At 61.9% G+C, this 14507-nt stretch carries 19 protein-coding genes; 9 read left to right on the forward strand and 10 right to left on the reverse strand.

Annotated features, from left to right (window positions below; genetic code table 11):
* The 7 genes from AC4HIX_RS03290 to AC4HIX_RS03320 form a co-directional block, all read right to left on the reverse strand.
* The coding region (locus tag AC4HIX_RS03290) for an adenylate/guanylate cyclase domain-containing protein (RefSeq protein ID WP_490397879.1) at positions 1-733 on the reverse strand (733 nt) is incomplete at its 3' end.
* Positions 730-1098, reverse strand: coding sequence for a group I truncated hemoglobin (locus AC4HIX_RS03295; RefSeq protein WP_490397880.1), 369 nt, complete (start codon positions 1096-1098; stop codon positions 730-732). The genes AC4HIX_RS03290 and AC4HIX_RS03295, both read right to left, overlap by 4 nt.
* Positions 1099-1234: 136 nt before the next feature.
* Positions 1235-1858, reverse strand: coding sequence for a CatB-related O-acetyltransferase (locus tag AC4HIX_RS03300; protein ID WP_490397881.1), 624 nt, complete (start codon positions 1856-1858; stop codon positions 1235-1237).
* 153 nt (positions 1859-2011) lie between these two features.
* Positions 2012-2794: a class I SAM-dependent methyltransferase gene (locus tag AC4HIX_RS03305; RefSeq protein WP_490397882.1), complete on the reverse strand. Its 783-nt coding sequence runs from the start codon at positions 2792-2794 to the stop codon at positions 2012-2014.
* Positions 2795-2946: 152 nt separating this feature from the next.
* Positions 2947-3432, reverse strand: a complete 486-nt coding sequence (rpsI, locus tag AC4HIX_RS03310) for a 30S ribosomal protein S9 (protein ID WP_475043458.1) — start codon at positions 3430-3432, stop codon at positions 2947-2949.
* A gap of 5 nt (positions 3433-3437) precedes the next feature.
* Positions 3438-3896, reverse strand: coding sequence for a 50S ribosomal protein L13 (gene rplM / locus AC4HIX_RS03315; protein ID WP_008554374.1), 459 nt, complete (start codon positions 3894-3896; stop codon positions 3438-3440).
* A gap of 166 nt (positions 3897-4062) precedes the next feature.
* Complete coding sequence (locus tag AC4HIX_RS03320) at positions 4063-5466, reverse strand: aminotransferase-like domain-containing protein (protein ID WP_490397883.1); 1404 nt, start codon at positions 5464-5466, stop codon at positions 4063-4065.
* A 96-nt stretch (positions 5467-5562) separates the two neighbouring features.
* Between AC4HIX_RS03320 and AC4HIX_RS03325 the strand changes: the two genes are divergently transcribed.
* The 4 genes from AC4HIX_RS03325 (at position 5563) to asd (ending at position 8632) form a co-directional block, all read left to right on the forward strand.
* On the forward strand, positions 5563-5796 hold the full coding sequence (locus AC4HIX_RS03325; RefSeq protein WP_008557434.1) for a DUF1127 domain-containing protein: 234 nt from the start codon (positions 5563-5565) through the stop codon (positions 5794-5796).
* 260 nt (positions 5797-6056) lie between these two features.
* Entirely contained in the window at positions 6057-6563 is a 507-nt protein-coding gene (speD, locus tag AC4HIX_RS03330; RefSeq protein WP_259937596.1) for an adenosylmethionine decarboxylase, read from the forward strand.
* The gene (gene speE, locus AC4HIX_RS03335; RefSeq protein WP_490397884.1) at positions 6560-7423 is read left to right on the forward strand and encodes a polyamine aminopropyltransferase; all 864 of its coding nucleotides are present in this window, start codon (positions 6560-6562) and stop codon (positions 7421-7423) included. The genes speD and speE overlap by 4 nt, the downstream gene beginning before the upstream one ends.
* A 318-nt stretch (positions 7424-7741) precedes the next feature.
* A complete protein-coding gene (gene asd, locus AC4HIX_RS03340) occupies positions 7742-8632 on the forward strand; it encodes an archaetidylserine decarboxylase (protein WP_490397885.1) in 891 nt (296 codons plus the stop codon).
* Here the strand turns inward: asd and AC4HIX_RS03345 are convergent.
* A complete protein-coding gene (locus AC4HIX_RS03345; protein ID WP_490397886.1) occupies positions 8629-9051 on the reverse strand; it encodes a PaaI family thioesterase in 423 nt (140 codons plus the stop codon). The two genes, asd and AC4HIX_RS03345, sit on opposite strands and share 4 nt — an antisense overlap.
* Positions 9052-9109: 58 nt before the next feature.
* Between AC4HIX_RS03345 and AC4HIX_RS03350 the strand changes: the two genes are divergently transcribed.
* The 4 genes from AC4HIX_RS03350 (at position 9110) to gluQRS (ending at position 13106) form a co-directional block, all read left to right on the forward strand.
* The gene (locus AC4HIX_RS03350) at positions 9110-9895 is read left to right on the forward strand and encodes an enoyl-CoA hydratase (protein ID WP_490397887.1); all 786 of its coding nucleotides are present in this window, start codon (positions 9110-9112) and stop codon (positions 9893-9895) included.
* 350 nt (positions 9896-10245) lie between these two features.
* The gene (gene trmFO / locus AC4HIX_RS03355) at positions 10246-11601 is read left to right on the forward strand and encodes a methylenetetrahydrofolate--tRNA-(uracil(54)-C(5))-methyltransferase (FADH(2)-oxidizing) TrmFO (RefSeq protein WP_490397888.1); all 1356 of its coding nucleotides are present in this window, start codon (positions 10246-10248) and stop codon (positions 11599-11601) included.
* Positions 11602-11634: 33 nt separating this feature from the next.
* On the forward strand, positions 11635-12249 hold the full coding sequence (locus tag AC4HIX_RS03360) for a class I SAM-dependent DNA methyltransferase (RefSeq protein ID WP_490397889.1): 615 nt from the start codon (positions 11635-11637) through the stop codon (positions 12247-12249).
* Positions 12246-13106 carry a tRNA glutamyl-Q(34) synthetase GluQRS gene (gene gluQRS, locus AC4HIX_RS03365; protein ID WP_490397890.1) on the forward strand — a complete coding sequence of 287 codons (861 nt, stop codon included), beginning with the start codon at positions 12246-12248 and terminating at the stop codon, positions 13104-13106. Before AC4HIX_RS03360 ends, gluQRS begins: the two co-directional genes overlap by 4 nt.
* 53 nt (positions 13107-13159) lie before the next feature.
* Here the strand turns inward: gluQRS and hisI are convergent, their stop codons facing one another.
* Entirely contained in the window at positions 13160-13531 is a 372-nt protein-coding gene (hisI, locus tag AC4HIX_RS03370) for a phosphoribosyl-AMP cyclohydrolase (protein WP_490397891.1), read from the reverse strand.
* A gap of 77 nt (positions 13532-13608) precedes the next feature.
* On the opposite strand from hisI, the gene AC4HIX_RS03375 reads away from it, so the two are divergent.
* Positions 13609-14061 (forward strand): iron-sulfur cluster assembly scaffold protein, encoded by a 453-nt coding sequence (locus tag AC4HIX_RS03375; RefSeq protein WP_490397892.1) that lies wholly within the window; start codon positions 13609-13611, stop codon positions 14059-14061.
* 291 nt (positions 14062-14352) lie between these two features.
* Here AC4HIX_RS03375 and AC4HIX_RS03380 read toward each other — a convergent pair whose 3' ends face one another.
* The gene (locus tag AC4HIX_RS03380; RefSeq protein ID WP_024090279.1) at positions 14353-14475 is read right to left on the reverse strand and encodes a hypothetical protein; all 123 of its coding nucleotides are present in this window, start codon (positions 14473-14475) and stop codon (positions 14353-14355) included.
* Positions 14476-14507 lie beyond the last annotated feature (32 nt).

Below are 14507 nucleotides of genomic sequence, written 5' to 3' on the forward strand. Positions count from 1 at the left end.
GGAAGCGGGTGGCGCAATGGGCCACGGCGGTGGCATGCTCCGGCATCGGTTCCGGCATTCCGGCCACCGCCAGGTATGCGTCGCCAATGGTCTTGATCCGCTCGCAGCCGTATTGCTCGACGATGCGGTCGAAGGCGGTGAATATGTCGTTCAGCTCCCCCAGCGTTACCGTCGGATCGGTGCGGGAGGCGAAATCGGTGAAGTTGACAAAATCCAGCATCACCACCGATACCTGCGGGTAAAGCTGCGGGGTGACGACGCCGAAGGTCTTGAACTCCTCGTAGACCTGGCGCGGCATCAGGTTCAGCAGGAGCCGCTCCACCCGCTCCTTCTCGCGCTCCAGCTCGCGGGTGTTACGCTCGACCATGGCGGAATAGCTGTCGATCATGCTTTCCAGCTCGCGGATGCGGGTGATGTTCTGGCATTCCACCACCAAAAGCGGCTCATCCAGATGGCTGGCTTGCGAGATGTTGATGGCGAACACCAGCGTGCGGCGCTTGCGCTTGATCTTCAGCTCCGCCGAATAGCGCAGCCCCTCCTCGCACAGCGGACCCAGATCCTCGCGGTTCAGCCCCTCAATCGCGTCGGTCAGCGACGCCTCCGGTCCCGGAGTGCCGAACCATTCCGCAAACGGCTGATTGTGAAAGACAAACCCAAGGTCCGAGGACCGCACCACCGCCACCCCGACGCCAATTGCGCGCAGCAGCTGCTCATTGATGGCGGCAATGCTCATGCTGCGTTCCGGGTGACGATGATGTTGCGCTTGGCCTCAATCGCGGCCAGCGTCGTGCGCACATCCGGCTCAGCGAGGCCATGCTGCTCCAGCGCCTCCTTGAGCAGGGCAGCCATTTCGTCGAAGTCCTCGTGGGTGATGCCGAGGGCCCTGTGCACCGCCTCCAGCCGCTCGTCGCTGAAGGAGGCCGGGCCGCCCAAGAGCGAGGAGATGAACTTGGTCTGGTGATCAATCAGCCGCGCCATATCAACGTCGGCGAAGTAATCGCCGATCTGATCGGAGTCGAGCGCCATCTCGTAGAATGTCATCACGACGCGGCTGATGGCACTGAACCCGCCGTATTTCTCGTAAATGGTTTGCGGCATGGCAGCTTTCCCCCATCAGGAAGCAGTGCCGCCGATGTTACGACAGTTTTGCGCAAAAGTTAACGCCCCTGGAACCTGACCGGGTCCCGGGCCGGAAATCACCGCAGTTTGCCTTGGGCGCAAACCCTGCCCCGCCTCAGGCCGCGCTTTCGCCTGCGCCCTGGTCGGTGAAGGTCACCAGATCGGAAACGATGCCCTGCAGACCTTCGATCAGCTCAACCGTTGGCTGGGCTGTCAGCAACGGCGCCATTTCCTGGATCAGCGGCAGCGGCAAGTCCCACCAGCGCAGTTCCTGCAGCTTGCCGCAGACCGCGTCGTCGAACCGTTTGCGCACCAGCTGCGCAGGGTTGCCCGCCCAAACCTCGTAAGGGCCCACATCACTGGCGACAGTGGCGTTCGGGCTGATCACAGCCCCGTTGCCGATGGTCACGCCGGCGAGCACAGTGGTATTGGTACCAATCCAGACGTCATTGCCGATGACAACATCGCCGCCCCCGTGCCGCGGGACGTGAACCCCGGCGCCGCCCAGTTCTTCGGTGAAAACCTCACCAAAGGGAAAAGCAGTGATCCGGTCCAGCATCGGCGAGGCATCCAGCAGGATCCGCACCCCCCTGCCAATGGAGCAATACGAGCCGATCGACACATTGGCCCCGCCGCCCTGCTCCTGGATGTCCAGATCCTCATAGCCGTGGGTGAAACGGCCGATTTCCAGCTGCCCATTGCCGATTGGGGCAGTCTTGAAGTTTCCCGGTGTTGCCATGCTCTGTCCTGCCTTCGCTATATGGTCACTCGAATTCGGGAACAAAGTAGAAAAACTTTCTAAAAAAAACCTGAAAGCGTCCCGTAAAAGAGGAGCGGCGCAGAGGAAGGGCTGCTCAGCCGCGCGCCCTTCCGTACCCATTCCGATGATGAATCAGCGCTTCAGTGCGACAACTTCCATACACATCCTGTATCTTTCGCTGATGCCGAAGCGGACCGGTTCCATTCCGACCTCCCTCAGCAAGGAATACAGACGGTGGCGTGAAAAGTTATGGAAATGCTCCATCTCACTCCAATACGGGTTTTGCTTCATACCGGTCGCGTAATCCCAGCAGAAACTCTCGGAATTCGGAATCGAAATCAGCAGCGGCCCGCCCGGCTCCAGAAGATCCACCGCCGCCTTCAGGAACGGTTTTGGGAAAGGCACATGCTCCAGCACGTCCATCATGCTGACGACAGAGCATTGCCTTCCGAGATCCAGCTGCTGAATGTCCTCGCAATACGCCTCGATCCCGATCTGCAAAAGCGCGTCAACATTCGGCTTGCGGAGGTCGACTCCAATGGGTTCAAAGCCGAATTCGCGGGCAGTGAACAGCAGCGAAGCATTGCCAAAGCCGATGTCCAGCCAAGGGCCGCTGGAGGCATAGGGCAGAACCTTCTCCACCATCTTAGCCGACACATGGCGGTTCTTTTCCATTTCATGGCCTACGGTCTTGTTTGGCGTCGTCTGTGCAAACAGGACGTCAAACACCTCATTCGTGAAATAGCCGTTTGTGAAAACATGGGAGCAAGGCGCGCATTTGTTCCAAATGATTTCGGGCTTGAAAACAGGGTTGTATTTCGTCTCTCTGGAGCAATCGCCGCGGTAAATTTCCGAAAACTCAGTCGCTTCGCACAAGGGGCAGCTTGTAAAATCGTGCCGTTCCTTCAATCCCATAACTTCTGTCAAATTTATCAGGCGCCGCGCCAGCGGCACATGCGTGGAAATTGACGGGCAGAACTTAAGATGCGCCTAAAATCGAGCGGGAATACTGCATAGAAAAAGGGGCCGCCAAAAGGCAGCCCCTTCCAAAAAACGTGAAGCGAAAATCAGCGCTTGGAGAACTGGAACGAACGGCGGGCTTTGGCCTTACCGTATTTCTTACGTTCCACAACGCGGCTGTCGCGGGTCAGGAAGCCAGCAGCTTTCAGAGCGCCGCGCAGCGCGGGATCATAGAGCTGCAGCGCTTTGGAGATGCCGTGCTTGACCGCACCGGCCTGACCGGACAGGCCGCCGCCCTTGACGGTGGCATAGACGTCAAACTCGCCTTCGACGCCGGCAACCTGGAACGGCTGGCGCAGGATCATCTGCAGCACCGGACGGGCGAAGTACTTGTTGATTTCCTTGCCGTTCACCTCGACCTTGCCGGAGCCCGGCTTGATCCAGACACGGGCAACAGCGTCTTTACGCTTGCCGGTGGCATAGGAGCGGCCCAGTTCGTCACGAACCGGCTCACGCGCGATGGTTTCCTCAGCCGCTGCTTCCACACCGGTTGCAGCTGCGAGCTCTTCGAGAGTGTTGATCTGATCAGCCATCGATATCAGCTCCGGGTGTTTTTCTTGTTCATGGATTTGACATCCAGAACTTCGGGGGCCTGGGCTTCATGCGGGTGCTCGGCACCGGCATAGATACGCAGGTTGGTCATCTGCTGGCGCGCCAGGCGGTTGCCCGGCAGCATGCGCTTGACGGCCTGGAACACGACGCGCTCCGGGTGTGCACCTTCCAGGATTTCCTGTTTGGTGCGCGACTTGATGCCGCCCGGATGGCCGGTGTGCCAGTAGAATTTTTCGTCACGCTTTTTGCCGGTCATCTGCACCTTGTCGGCGTTGATGATGATGACGTTGTCGCCCATGTCCATATGCGGAGTGAACGAGGCTTTGTGCTTGCCACGCAGGCGCATGGCAACGATCGATGCAAGACGGCCCAGAACAACGCCCTCGGCGTCGATCAGGATCCACTTCTTCTCGATATCTGCCGGAGTAGCAGAGAAGGTTTTCATGGCAGGTCAATCCTGTTTGTCGTGAAGGCAGAATCCCGGAACGGGTCCGCCTGAATGCGATGGACGGGGTTTACGGGGATCAGACTGCCGCGTCAACAGGGGTAAACAAGAATAAATAGTTGTATTACAACACTTTACAAAATAGGTATTATTTTACCCCACGATTTCAGACGCTGATCTGCTCCGGCGGGTTGTCCAGCAGGGCGCGCAGCCGCAGCATCGCCTCCTCGAACTGCTTCAGCGGCACATGGGCATTGATGGCAATGCGCACCGCATGCGGAGCGCGGCCGTCGCGCAGAGCAAATTCATCGGCGGACCGGATCTGCACTCCGTTGGCCTCTGCCGCGCGGGTAAAGGCCGCCGCCCGCCAGCCCGACGGCAGACGCAGCCACAGGAACGGCACATCCGGGTTCCAGGTGAGGTCAAAGCCGCCAAGCGCGTTGACCGCGACCCGCACATAGCGGGCCATCTCGGCGCGCACATTCTCCACCAGCCCGGGCAGCCGCGGGTCCGTCAGCAGGATGCGGACCAGATCGGCCAGCGGCTGCGACAGCCCGAAATAGCCGTATTCCGCCACCCGCCGCAGATCCGCCGCCCGCCCCTCCGGCGCCAGCGCAAAGCCGACGCGCAACGCGGGCGTCAGGATCTTGGAGATCGAGGACACATGCCAAGCGAGTTCCGGCGCCAGCGCCCGGTAGCTGGGCGCGCGGGACTCGCCCAGGCGGTAGCAGTCGTCCTCAACGATCTGCACCCCGTGGCGGCGGGCAATCCGGATGATTTCCTTGCGCCGTTCCAAGGGCGTGTAAAGCCCGGTGGGATTATGCACCTCGGGGCTGGTGCACAGGACCGTGGCGCCGGTCTTGCGGATGGCCAGTTCCATCGAATCCGGGCGGATGCCATGTTCGTCCATGGCTACTTCGACCACCTGCGCCCGCAGCAGCTCCGCCGCGCGGCGGAACCCCGCATAGGTCAGGTCCTCGACCATGATCACCGGCTGCGGCCCCTGCAGGATCGCCTGCAGCACCACCATCAGCCCGTTCTGGCCGCCGTGTGTTAGTACAATGTCATTTTCGGTGACGGTGCCGACCGGAGACTGCGCCACCCAGGCGGCAGCCGCCTGGCGCACCGGCAGATAGGCGTCGCGGGTCGGATAATTCAGGAATTTGCGCGCGTCGCCTTCGGCCACCTTGTGCAGCGCCTCGCGCACCGCGGCCACCTGCCCCATATCGGCAATCCGCGGGCTGAACAGGCTGACATGGCCGGGATCGCGCGCCTCAGCCAAATGCAACTGCCGCGACCATACGTCATCCGGCACCGGTTTCTTTTTTTCGGCTACAAAGGTGCCGCGCCCGACCTCGGCCTCCAGCACGCCCTCATCTGTCAGGATGCTGTAAGCCCGGGCAACGGTGCCGGGCGTGATGCTCAACTGATACGCGAGATCGCGCACCGGTGGTAGCTTTGTACCGATTTTCAAACTGCCGGCGTCAATGGCGGACCGAATCGTGTCTGCCACCTTTTTGTACTTCGGTCCCTTGGCCTCTCCCAGGCTCTGCGGCCAAATTGTACCCATTACAATCCATCCTTGGACAATACGCCTACCCCTTTGTATCAGAACACCACGACAAATCAACAGGATTGTATCAACACAATACGAAGGAAGCCTCCCATGGCACAGCACACGCAAATGGCACAATCGAATATGTCCTTTCTGAACAGCCGCCCGGCCCTGCCGGTGCTGGCGCAGTGGGCCGTCCTGTTTGCCGTGCTGGTGACCAAGTGGAGCCTGCGCCACCGAACCCGGTGCCAGCTGAAACACCTGAGCGACGCGCAGCTGAAGGACATCGGCGTGTCCCGCGCCGACGCCCATTATGAAGCGACTCTTCCGTTCTGGCGCCCATGATCCCCTGGGCAATAGAACAACCTGACGGCCGGGGTTCGCCCCGGCCTTTTTTTTTGCGCCCGTTTTCTTTCACCTGCCGCCGCCAGGCGGACCCCCCCCGCCCATGCGTTACCAGCCATGCGGAAATTAAAGGTTGAACGAATCTTTCATGGGTCCTACATGCCCCCTCACTTTCGGCACCGATCCCAACCCCGGACCCTTATCCGGGGGGGCGCTAAGGGCCGTCTGGATTGTCATCTGCTGGAACGAAGGGGAGCGCCATGAAAGACGCCAACCTCTTCCAACTGGGGATCGGTCTGGAGACAGGCGCCCATGAGGAAGATACCGCCCGCGGTGTAACTGCCGCGAATCTTGATGCTGTTGTTGATTCCGATCGCGAAGACCATTTCATCCGCAAGGATGGCAAGGTGTTTGCCGGCACGCATCTGATCATCGAAGTGATGAAGGGCACCGGCCTGGACTGCGAAGAGCGCATCCAGAACGCCTTCCGCAAATGTGTTGAGGTCTGCGGCGCCACCCTGCTGCACATCCACACCCACAAATTCTCACCCCAGGGCGTGTCCGGCGTGGCCGTTCTGGCTGAAAGCCACATCTCTGTGCACACCTGGCCGGAAATCGGCTATGGCGCCTTTGACGTGTTCATGTGCGGCGATGCAGAGCCGTGGAAAGCCGTCGGCGTGCTGAAAGAGGCGTTCAACACCGATATGGTGGAAGTGCGCGAACTGCTGCGCGGGGAGGAGCTGATCGCCAAAGAGGTGGCAGCATGAGCGATGCCGTCAAGAAGGAGTGGGTCACCGAGAGCCTGCACGCGCATTACGCCCAGCGTCTGCGCGTGGACGAGATGCTCTATGACAGCAACACCGAGCACCAGCGCCTGAAAGTGTTCCAGAACGGCCAATTCGGCCGCATTCTGACGCTGGACGACGTGGTGCAGACCACCGAAGGCGACAACTTCATCTATCACGAGATGCTGACCCATGTGCCGATCCTGGCGCATGGCAACGCAAAGCGCGTGCTGATCATCGGCGGCGGCGACGGCGGCATGGCCCGCGAGGCGCTGCGCCACACCTCGGTCGAGCATGTCACCATGGTGGAGATCGACGGCGGCGTGGTGGATTTCTCGAAAGAGTATCTGCCGATGCTGAGCGACGGCGCCTTTGACGATCCGCGCCTCAACCTTGTGATCAACGACGGTGCGCTCTTCATGAAAGAGAACACCGAAAAGTTCGACGTGATCATCGTCGATTCGACCGACCCGATCGGGCCGGGCGAAGTGCTGTTCACCGACACTTTCTATGGCCATGCCGCGCGGTCGCTGACCGAGGACGGCATCATCGTCACCCAGAACGGTGTGCCGTTCATGCAGGGCGATGAGCTGACCGGCACCCTGCGGGCGTTCCAGGCGCTGTTTGCCGATGCGTCGTGCTATCTGGCAACCGTGCCGACCTATGCCGGCGGGCCGATGGCGTTCGGTTGGGGCAGCCACTCGGACAAGGCCCGCAATGTGAGCCTTGAAGATCTGGAGGCACGCTTTGCCGCCGCCGGGATCGACACCGGGTACTACAATCCGGAGGTTCACAAGGCCGCATTTGCCTTGCCGAACTACGTGAAGAAGCTGTTCCCGTAAGCGGGAGGCATGAGGGGGCTCCGGCCCCCTTTTTCATGTCAGCGGCTGAGCCGGGTGATCGCGTTCAGCATCCTCGACGCAAGCATGAATGAAACCTGAACTAAGCCCGTTCCATTCAATTCGCCTGTCGCGCCAGCGGCAGGCACGCGTCCGCCCGCCCCACGGCGGGCGCGTTCCGCGCCCACCCGGGCGAACGCTTAATTTATTGATCCGGCCGAGGGGACGGCCCCGGCCCTAACGTTGCGCGCCGATCCCCCTTGGCCTGACTGCCAGTCTTTGCTAGGCGCGGCGAGAGCTTAATCACACGTGGCAGGCCAAATGCAGCGCGACCCCATCCTTGTTGTTGACCGCGAGACCGGCGAGACCTTTGAAGAGGTTGTGCTGGGCGAGAAATGGATCCGCTGGGCCTATCAGAACGCCAGCGCCAGACCGGTGGAGAAACTGCTGTTCCGCTCCGCCCTTATCAGCCGGCTGATGGGCGCCTGGTTCGATTCTCGGTTCTCCAGGGGCAAGATTGCCAAGGTGGTCGAGGATCTGTCGATCGATATGTCGGAGGCCACGGCCCCTACGGATAGCTACGGCTGTTTCAACGACTTCTTCGTGCGCCACCTGAAACCCGAAGCCCGGCCCTTCAGCGATGACCCGAAGGACATCGTCTCCCCCGCCGACGGCCGGGTGCTGGTGTTCCCGGAACTGTCGGAGGACGTCTTTGTTCCGGTAAAAGGCTTCCCGATGTCGGTCCGCACCATGCTGCCCGGTATTGCCGAGCGTTTCATCGGCGGCACGCTGGCCATCGTGCGGCTGTGCCCGGCGGACTATCACCGCTATCACTTCCCCGCCGCTGGCCGGATCACTGCGGCAGAAGACATCCCCGGCGCGCTGCATTCGGTGAACCCGATTGCGCTGGGGGCCGGGCCGGATGTGTTCGGCGAGAACAAGCGGACCTGGACGCTGGTTGAGACCGGCACATTCGGCAGCTACTGCTTTGTCGAGGTGGGCGCCTTTGGCGTCGGCTCCATCGTCAACACCCGTACGACAGGCGCGGTGCAGAAGATGGACGAGAAGGGTTACTTCAAGTTCGGCGGCTCCACCGTGGTGGTGGTATTCGAGCCGGGCAAAGTCCGGTTTGCGGATGACCTGGCAGCCAACAGCGCTAAAGGCCGGGAAACGCTGGTCAAAGTCGGCCAGCCGCTGGCCACCGCGCTTTAACGCTTGGGCGGGATCGAATAGGTCATGGAGGCGCGGGCGACCGGCTCCTCCATGCCTTCGGAGTACATCAGCACATCCGCCACCGCCAGAACCCGGCCCAGCTTCAGCAACCGTGCCTCTGCGATCACATCGGCACCTGCCACGGGTTTACGCATGAAATCCAAAGAGCAATTGGTGGTCACCGCCAGCGCCTCGCGACCCAGCCGCGACAGGATCAGCGCATAGATCGCGCAATCGGCCAGCGCAAACATCGACGGGCCCGACACGGTGCCGCCGGGCCGCAGGTGCCGCTCCGCCGTCAGCAGGCGCATCCGCAGACCGTGTTCATCCATCGCGTCGATGGAAAAGTCGTCTTTCACCTGCGGAAAGATCTCATGCAGGTAGTCCGTCAGACCTGCGACATCAAATGCCAGTGCCATGCTTTTCCTTTCCCTTCGCGCTGACTAGAGTTGCCGCAAGCTTTGGGAGGAGAGCAAGATGGCAATTCTGGAACGTTGCGACACAGGGAATATTGCCCGGCTGACGATGAACACGCCGGAGAAGCTCAACGCCCTGTCGGACGAGATGCTGGCGGCGCTGCAGGAACAGATAGATGCCTTGCGCGAAGACAGCAGCATCAAGGTGGTGATCCTGTCCGGCGCGGGCAAAGGTTTTTGCGCAGGCCATGATATCAAGCAGATGACCGCAGGCCGTGCGGGCGAAGATGGCGGCAAGGCCTATTTCCAGGATCTGTTTGCCCGCTGCACCAGCGTGATGATGGGGCTGCAGTCCCTGCCCCAGCCGGTAATCGCCCAGGTCCATGGCATCGCCACGGCGGCGGGCTGCCAGCTGGTTGCCTCCTGCGATCTGGCGGTAGCGGCGGAGGGCACCAGGTTTGGTGTCAACGGGGTGAACATCGGCCTCTTCTGCTCCACCCCGATGGTGGCGCTGTCGCGCAACATCCCCCGCAAGCAGGCGTTTGAGCTGCTGACCACGGGCGAGTTCATCGACGCTGCCCGCGCGGTGGAACTGGGGCTGGCCAACCGTGCCGTCCCTTTGGCTGAGCTGGAGGCGGAAACCGCCAAGCTGGCAGAAACCATCGCTGCGAAATTGGGCGCGGCGGTGAAGATCGGCAAACAGGCGTTTTATGAGCAACTGCAGATGCCGCTGGACCAGGCCTATGCCTATACTAGCGGGGTGATCGTCGAGAACCTGATGTACCGCGACACCATCGAAGGCATGGCCGCCTTTATCGAAAAACGCGCGCCTGATTGGCAGGAATAAGTTTTTCGGAAAATTTTCGGAGAGCTTTAGGCTTTGTTTACCAATCGAAACCTATTGTTTCCCTAAGACGCCAGCCAACTGCCTTTCAATTCGGGCGGAAAGATGGCAAAGATTGGGCAAGGCCGACGCACTGTCACTGGCCTGCACAATTTGGGCTGCTGCTGCGGAAGGGTCCCTCCAACCGGTTCTCTCTCACCGGTCGATCATTCCCGCAGCGGCGGCCCCAAATTACCCTGCCCCCGACGAACTGACACCCGGACGTCGCGCGTGCGCGGTTTCCGGCAGCTCTGCCGCAGCCCCACGCGCCCAAGCCGGTTGCACAGGCCCTCACCCTGCCCTATGTGGCGGGCATGACAGATCATTCGGCACAAACACTGCATATCGTGGGCGGCGGCATGGCCGGCTCGGAAGCGGCCTGGCAGGCGGCGAACATGGGCGTATCCGTGGTCATCCACGAAATGCGCCCCAAGGTGGAGACGTTTGCCCACCAGACCGGCAACCTGGGCGAGATGGTGTGTTCCAACTCCTTCCGTTCCGACGATGATGAGCAGAACGCGGTCGGCCTGCTGCACTGGGAAATGCGCCAGGCAAACGGGTTGATCATGACCACCGCCGATCAGCACCGCCTGCCCGCCGGCGGCGCCCTGGCCGTGGACCGCGAGCCCTTTGCCGAAACCGTGACCGCCAAGCTGAAGGCGCATCCGAATGTGTCGGTCTCTTACGAGGAGATCACCGAACTGCCCGCCGACGGCCACTGGATCTTTGCCACCGGCCCGCTGACCTCGCCGGAGCTGGGCAAGGCGATTCAGGCTGAAACCGGCGCCGAGGCGCTGGCCTTCTTCGATGCCATCGCGCCGATTGTCTATGCCGAGTCGATCGACATGTCGAAGGCCTGGATGCAATCGCGCTATGACAAGGGCGAAACCGAGGAGGAGCGCACCGCCTACCTCAACTGCCCGATGGACAAAGACCAGTACGAAGCCTTCATCGACGCGCTGCTGGCCGCCGACAAGACCGAGTTCCACGAGGGCGAGACCGCTGGCTACTTCGACGGCTGCCTGCCGATCGAGGTGATGGCCGAACGCGGCCGCGAAACCCTGCGCCACGGGCCGATGAAGCCGGTGGGACTGACCAACCCGCATCAGCCGGACGTTAAAGCCCATGCCGTGGTGCAGCTGCGCCGCGACAACGCACTGGGGACGCTGTTCAACATCGTCGGCTTCCAGACCAAGATGAAATACGGCGCCCAGACCGAAGTGTTCAAAATGATCCCGGGACTGGAGAACGCCAGTTTTGCCCGCCTCGGCGGCATCCACCGCAACACCTTCATCAATTCGCCCACCCTGCTGGACGCACAGATGCGGCTGAAGTCCAAGCCTAACATCCGGTTTGCCGGCCAGATCACCGGCGTTGAGGGCTATGTCGAAAGCGCCGCCATGGGCCTGCTGGCCGGCCGCCTTGCCGCGGCAGAAATCCTCGGCCGGGACTTGCCCGAAGTGCCGCAGGACAGCGCTATGGGCGCGCTGATCCACCACATCACCGGCGGTGCCGAAGCCAAGACCTTCCAGCCGATGAACGTGAACTTTGGCTTGTTCCGCCCGGTGGACGGCCTGAAAGGCGGCCGCCGCGGACGCAAGCACCGCTACAAGGCCTATACCGACCGCGCCAAGACCGTCTGGCAGGAGTGGCTCAGCAACTTTTCCTAGACGGAATACGGCCGCGGGGCCTAAACTTGCGGCATGAGCGAAAAGTTTCTGAACAAGGCCTATGACCTTGAAACACCGGAAGCGACCCTCAAGCACTACGACCAGTGGGCCGCTTCCTATGACGCAGAGATTGCCGAAAACGGGTATGCGACACCGGGGCGGATTGCCCAGGCATTGGCGAAATTCCAGAAAGACCTGAGCGAACCTGTTCTGGATTTCGGCTGCGGCACCGGCCTGTCGGGCATGGCGCTGCGGCTGCAAGGCTTTGAAACCGTCGACGGAATGGAGCCTTCCGAGGAAATGCTCGCCCAGGCCCGCAGCAAAGGCGTTTACCGGAAGCTGACCCAGATTGATGTTTTCAACAAGAAGCCGATCCCGGAAGGCGCCTACCGCCTGATCACCGGCTGCGGTGTGCTGGGTACCGGCGCGGCTCCGCCCGTGGTGTTCGACATGATCATGCGCGCCTTGCCGCGCGGCGGGCTGTTTGCTTTCTCCTACAACGACCACGCGCTGGAAGACCCCGCTTATACCGGCAAGCTCAACGAATGGCTGGACTGTTCGGCGGCACGGCTGCTATTCCGGGAACATGGGGATCACCTCCCCGGAATAAACCTGAAGTCCACCGTTTATGTGATTGAGAAGGCGTGACATTCACCACCAGATTTGCGCCGTCGCCGACCGGACCGCTGCACTTGGGTCACGCCTATTCCGCGCTGCTGGCGCATGATATGGCCGCGGCTGAAGGCGGCCGCTTACTGCTGCGCATTGAGGATATCGACCAATCCCGCGCCCGGCCCGCCTGGGAGGCGCAGATCTATGACGACCTGCACTGGCTGGGCCTCACCTGGCCGCAGCCGGTGATGCGCCAATCAGAGCGGCTGCCCCGCTACCGCGCCGCTCTGGACCGGCTGACCGCACTGGGGCTCACCTACCCCTGCTGCTGCAACCGCGCCGATATCGAGGCCGCGGCCGGAGCACCGCAGGAAGGCGTGCCGCAATTCGGCCCCGACGGGCGCATCTATCCCGGCACCTGCCGCCCCCGCCTGCCTGGCGAGGCCACGGAGCGCGACGTGATCCGTTTGAACATGGAAAAGGCCATCCAGACCGCAGAGCTGCGCAGCTTCGCCGAGACCGGACCAGAATTTGCCGGAACTCACCAGCTCGACCCCGAACAACTGATCTCAAGCGTTGGCGATATCATCCTGGTGCGCCGCAGCATGGGAAGCTCCTACCACCTGTCTGTGGTGATAGATGACGCGGATCAGGGCATCACTCATGCGGTGCGCGGGGCCGACCTGTTCGAAGCCACCCAGATCCATGTGCTGCTGCAATCGCTGCTGGGCCTGCCCACGCCTGTTTATCACCACCACCGCCTGATCCGCGACGAACAAGGCAAACGGCTCGCCAAACGCGACGACGCCCGCGCCATCTCCAATTACCGCGCCGAGGGCGCCACCCCGCAGGACATCCGCGGCATGGTTGGCCTGCCGCCTTCCTCTTGCTGAAAATACCCCCGCCGGAGGCACGGCCCATCAGGGCCGTCTCCTTTGGTTGCGGCTCACTCCACAGGCTTCATCAGCTCGACCTCGCCCCCCTCCCGCAGCGCGGTATAGAAACAGGTCCGCCGGTTGGTGTGGCAAGCCGCCCCGGTCTGGCGCACCAGCGCAAGCAGGCAGTCGCGGTCGCAATCGACCCGCAGATCCACCAGTTCCTGCACGTGGCCCGAGGTCTCCCCCTTGATCCAGAACGCCTGGCGCGAGCGCGACCAGTAGGTGACCCGGCGGGTTTCCAGCGTGCGCGCCACCGCGTCTGCATTCATCCAGGCCATCATCAGCACCTCGCCTGACGCCTCATCCTGCGCGATGCAGGGGATCAGGCCGGCATCATTGTAGGACAGGCTGGCGGGATCAAAGGACGCGGCAATGGACATGGATAAAAACCTTTTGCATCTGCTGTTCGGCTCCCTATGTATGGGGAACCACCAAGCAGGGAAAGCCCGGGAAAGCGATGTCTGGCGAATCCGATCTGATCAAGCTGTATTCTTCGCGCATTCTGGCGCTGGCGGCGGATATTCCGCATCTTGAGCGTCTGGACGCCCCGGACGCCACGGTCAAGAAACGCTCGCCGCTGTGCGGCTCCACCGTCACCGTAGACGTCACTGTAGACGACGGACAGATCGCGGATTTCGGCCAGGACGTAAAGGCGTGCGCGCTGGGGCAGGCCGCCGCGGCTGTTGTCGGCGCCAATGTGATCGGCCGCTCGCTGGCTGAGGTCGAAACCGCCCGCGACCAGCTGAAGGCCATGCTGACCCAGGACGGCCCGGTGCCCGATGCCCCCTTCGACGGGCTGGAAGTGCTGCAGCCCGCGCGCGAGTTCAAGAACCGCCATGCCTCCATCATGCTGGCGCTGGAGGCCACCCTGGAAGCGATGCAGACCGCCGCCAAGGAGCAATGCGCCTGACGGCGGCACCTTGCGTCACTGATTGTCATAGACAACAGAACCCGCAACCACCCTTGCAGCTTTGCAAGGGAATGATTTTTGTTGCCTTCGCCCTTCCAACAAAAAACCGCCGCGCATCCGGGCAGGATGGCGGCGGCAGTCATGCTCTGCGGTGCGGGACCCGGGCGGGCCAGGCTGGATCTTGAGGCAATCCATTGGGGGATCGGGACAGGCGGTTGATCCCTTGAGCAGTCCGGGACAGGAAAGGGCCGGCCCGGCACAGCAGAGGCATTCAGGAATAGAAACAGCGGGTCAGAGCAGGCCCGGCAAGTGCAGCGCCGCCACCAGCATCACCATCAGCGAGGCCGCGCCGATGGCGTCCTGCAGCAGGGTGGAATGGGCATTCTGAATCGTGGTTTTGATCTGTGCAATCATGGCTCGGGCCTCCTCCAGTCTGTCTTTTCGCT

The sequence above is a fragment of the Leisingera sp. genome, from assembly GCF_982940295.1.

What these genes read in the sequence shown, in the direction of transcription:
- AC4HIX_RS03295 (WP_490397880.1), bottom strand. Translation starts at nt 1,098, where the DNA reads ATGCCGCAAACCATTTACGAGAAATACGGCGGGTTCAGTGCCATCAGC.
- AC4HIX_RS03300 (WP_490397881.1), bottom strand. Translation starts at nt 1,858, where the DNA reads ATGGCAACACCGGGAAACTTCAAGACTGCCCCAATCGGCAATGGGCAG.
- AC4HIX_RS03305 (WP_490397882.1), bottom strand. Translation starts at nt 2,794, where the DNA reads ATGGGATTGAAGGAACGGCACGATTTTACAAGCTGCCCCTTGTGCGAA.
- rpsI (WP_475043458.1), bottom strand. Translation starts at nt 3,432, where the DNA reads ATGGCTGATCAGATCAACACTCTCGAAGAGCTCGCAGCTGCAACCGGT.
- rplM (WP_008554374.1), bottom strand. Translation starts at nt 3,896, where the DNA reads ATGAAAACCTTCTCTGCTACTCCGGCAGATATCGAGAAGAAGTGGATC.
- AC4HIX_RS03320 (WP_490397883.1), bottom strand. Translation starts at nt 5,466, where the DNA reads ATGGGTACAATTTGGCCGCAGAGCCTGGGAGAGGCCAAGGGACCGAAG.
- AC4HIX_RS03325 (WP_008557434.1), top strand. Translation starts at nt 5,563, where the DNA reads ATGGCACAGCACACGCAAATGGCACAATCGAATATGTCCTTTCTGAAC.
- speD (WP_259937596.1), top strand. Translation starts at nt 6,057, where the DNA reads ATGAAAGACGCCAACCTCTTCCAACTGGGGATCGGTCTGGAGACAGGC.
- speE (WP_490397884.1), top strand. Translation starts at nt 6,560, where the DNA reads ATGAGCGATGCCGTCAAGAAGGAGTGGGTCACCGAGAGCCTGCACGCG.
- asd (WP_490397885.1), top strand. Translation starts at nt 7,742, where the DNA reads ATGCAGCGCGACCCCATCCTTGTTGTTGACCGCGAGACCGGCGAGACC.
- AC4HIX_RS03345 (WP_490397886.1), bottom strand. Translation starts at nt 9,051, where the DNA reads ATGGCACTGGCATTTGATGTCGCAGGTCTGACGGACTACCTGCATGAG.
- AC4HIX_RS03350 (WP_490397887.1), top strand. Translation starts at nt 9,110, where the DNA reads ATGGCAATTCTGGAACGTTGCGACACAGGGAATATTGCCCGGCTGACG.
- trmFO (WP_490397888.1), top strand. Translation starts at nt 10,246, where the DNA reads ATGACAGATCATTCGGCACAAACACTGCATATCGTGGGCGGCGGCATG.
- AC4HIX_RS03360 (WP_490397889.1), top strand. Translation starts at nt 11,635, where the DNA reads ATGAGCGAAAAGTTTCTGAACAAGGCCTATGACCTTGAAACACCGGAA.
- hisI (WP_490397891.1), bottom strand. Translation starts at nt 13,531, where the DNA reads ATGTCCATTGCCGCGTCCTTTGATCCCGCCAGCCTGTCCTACAATGAT.
- AC4HIX_RS03375 (WP_490397892.1), top strand. Translation starts at nt 13,609, where the DNA reads ATGTCTGGCGAATCCGATCTGATCAAGCTGTATTCTTCGCGCATTCTG.
- AC4HIX_RS03380 (WP_024090279.1), bottom strand. Translation starts at nt 14,475, where the DNA reads ATGATTGCACAGATCAAAACCACGATTCAGAATGCCCATTCCACCCTG.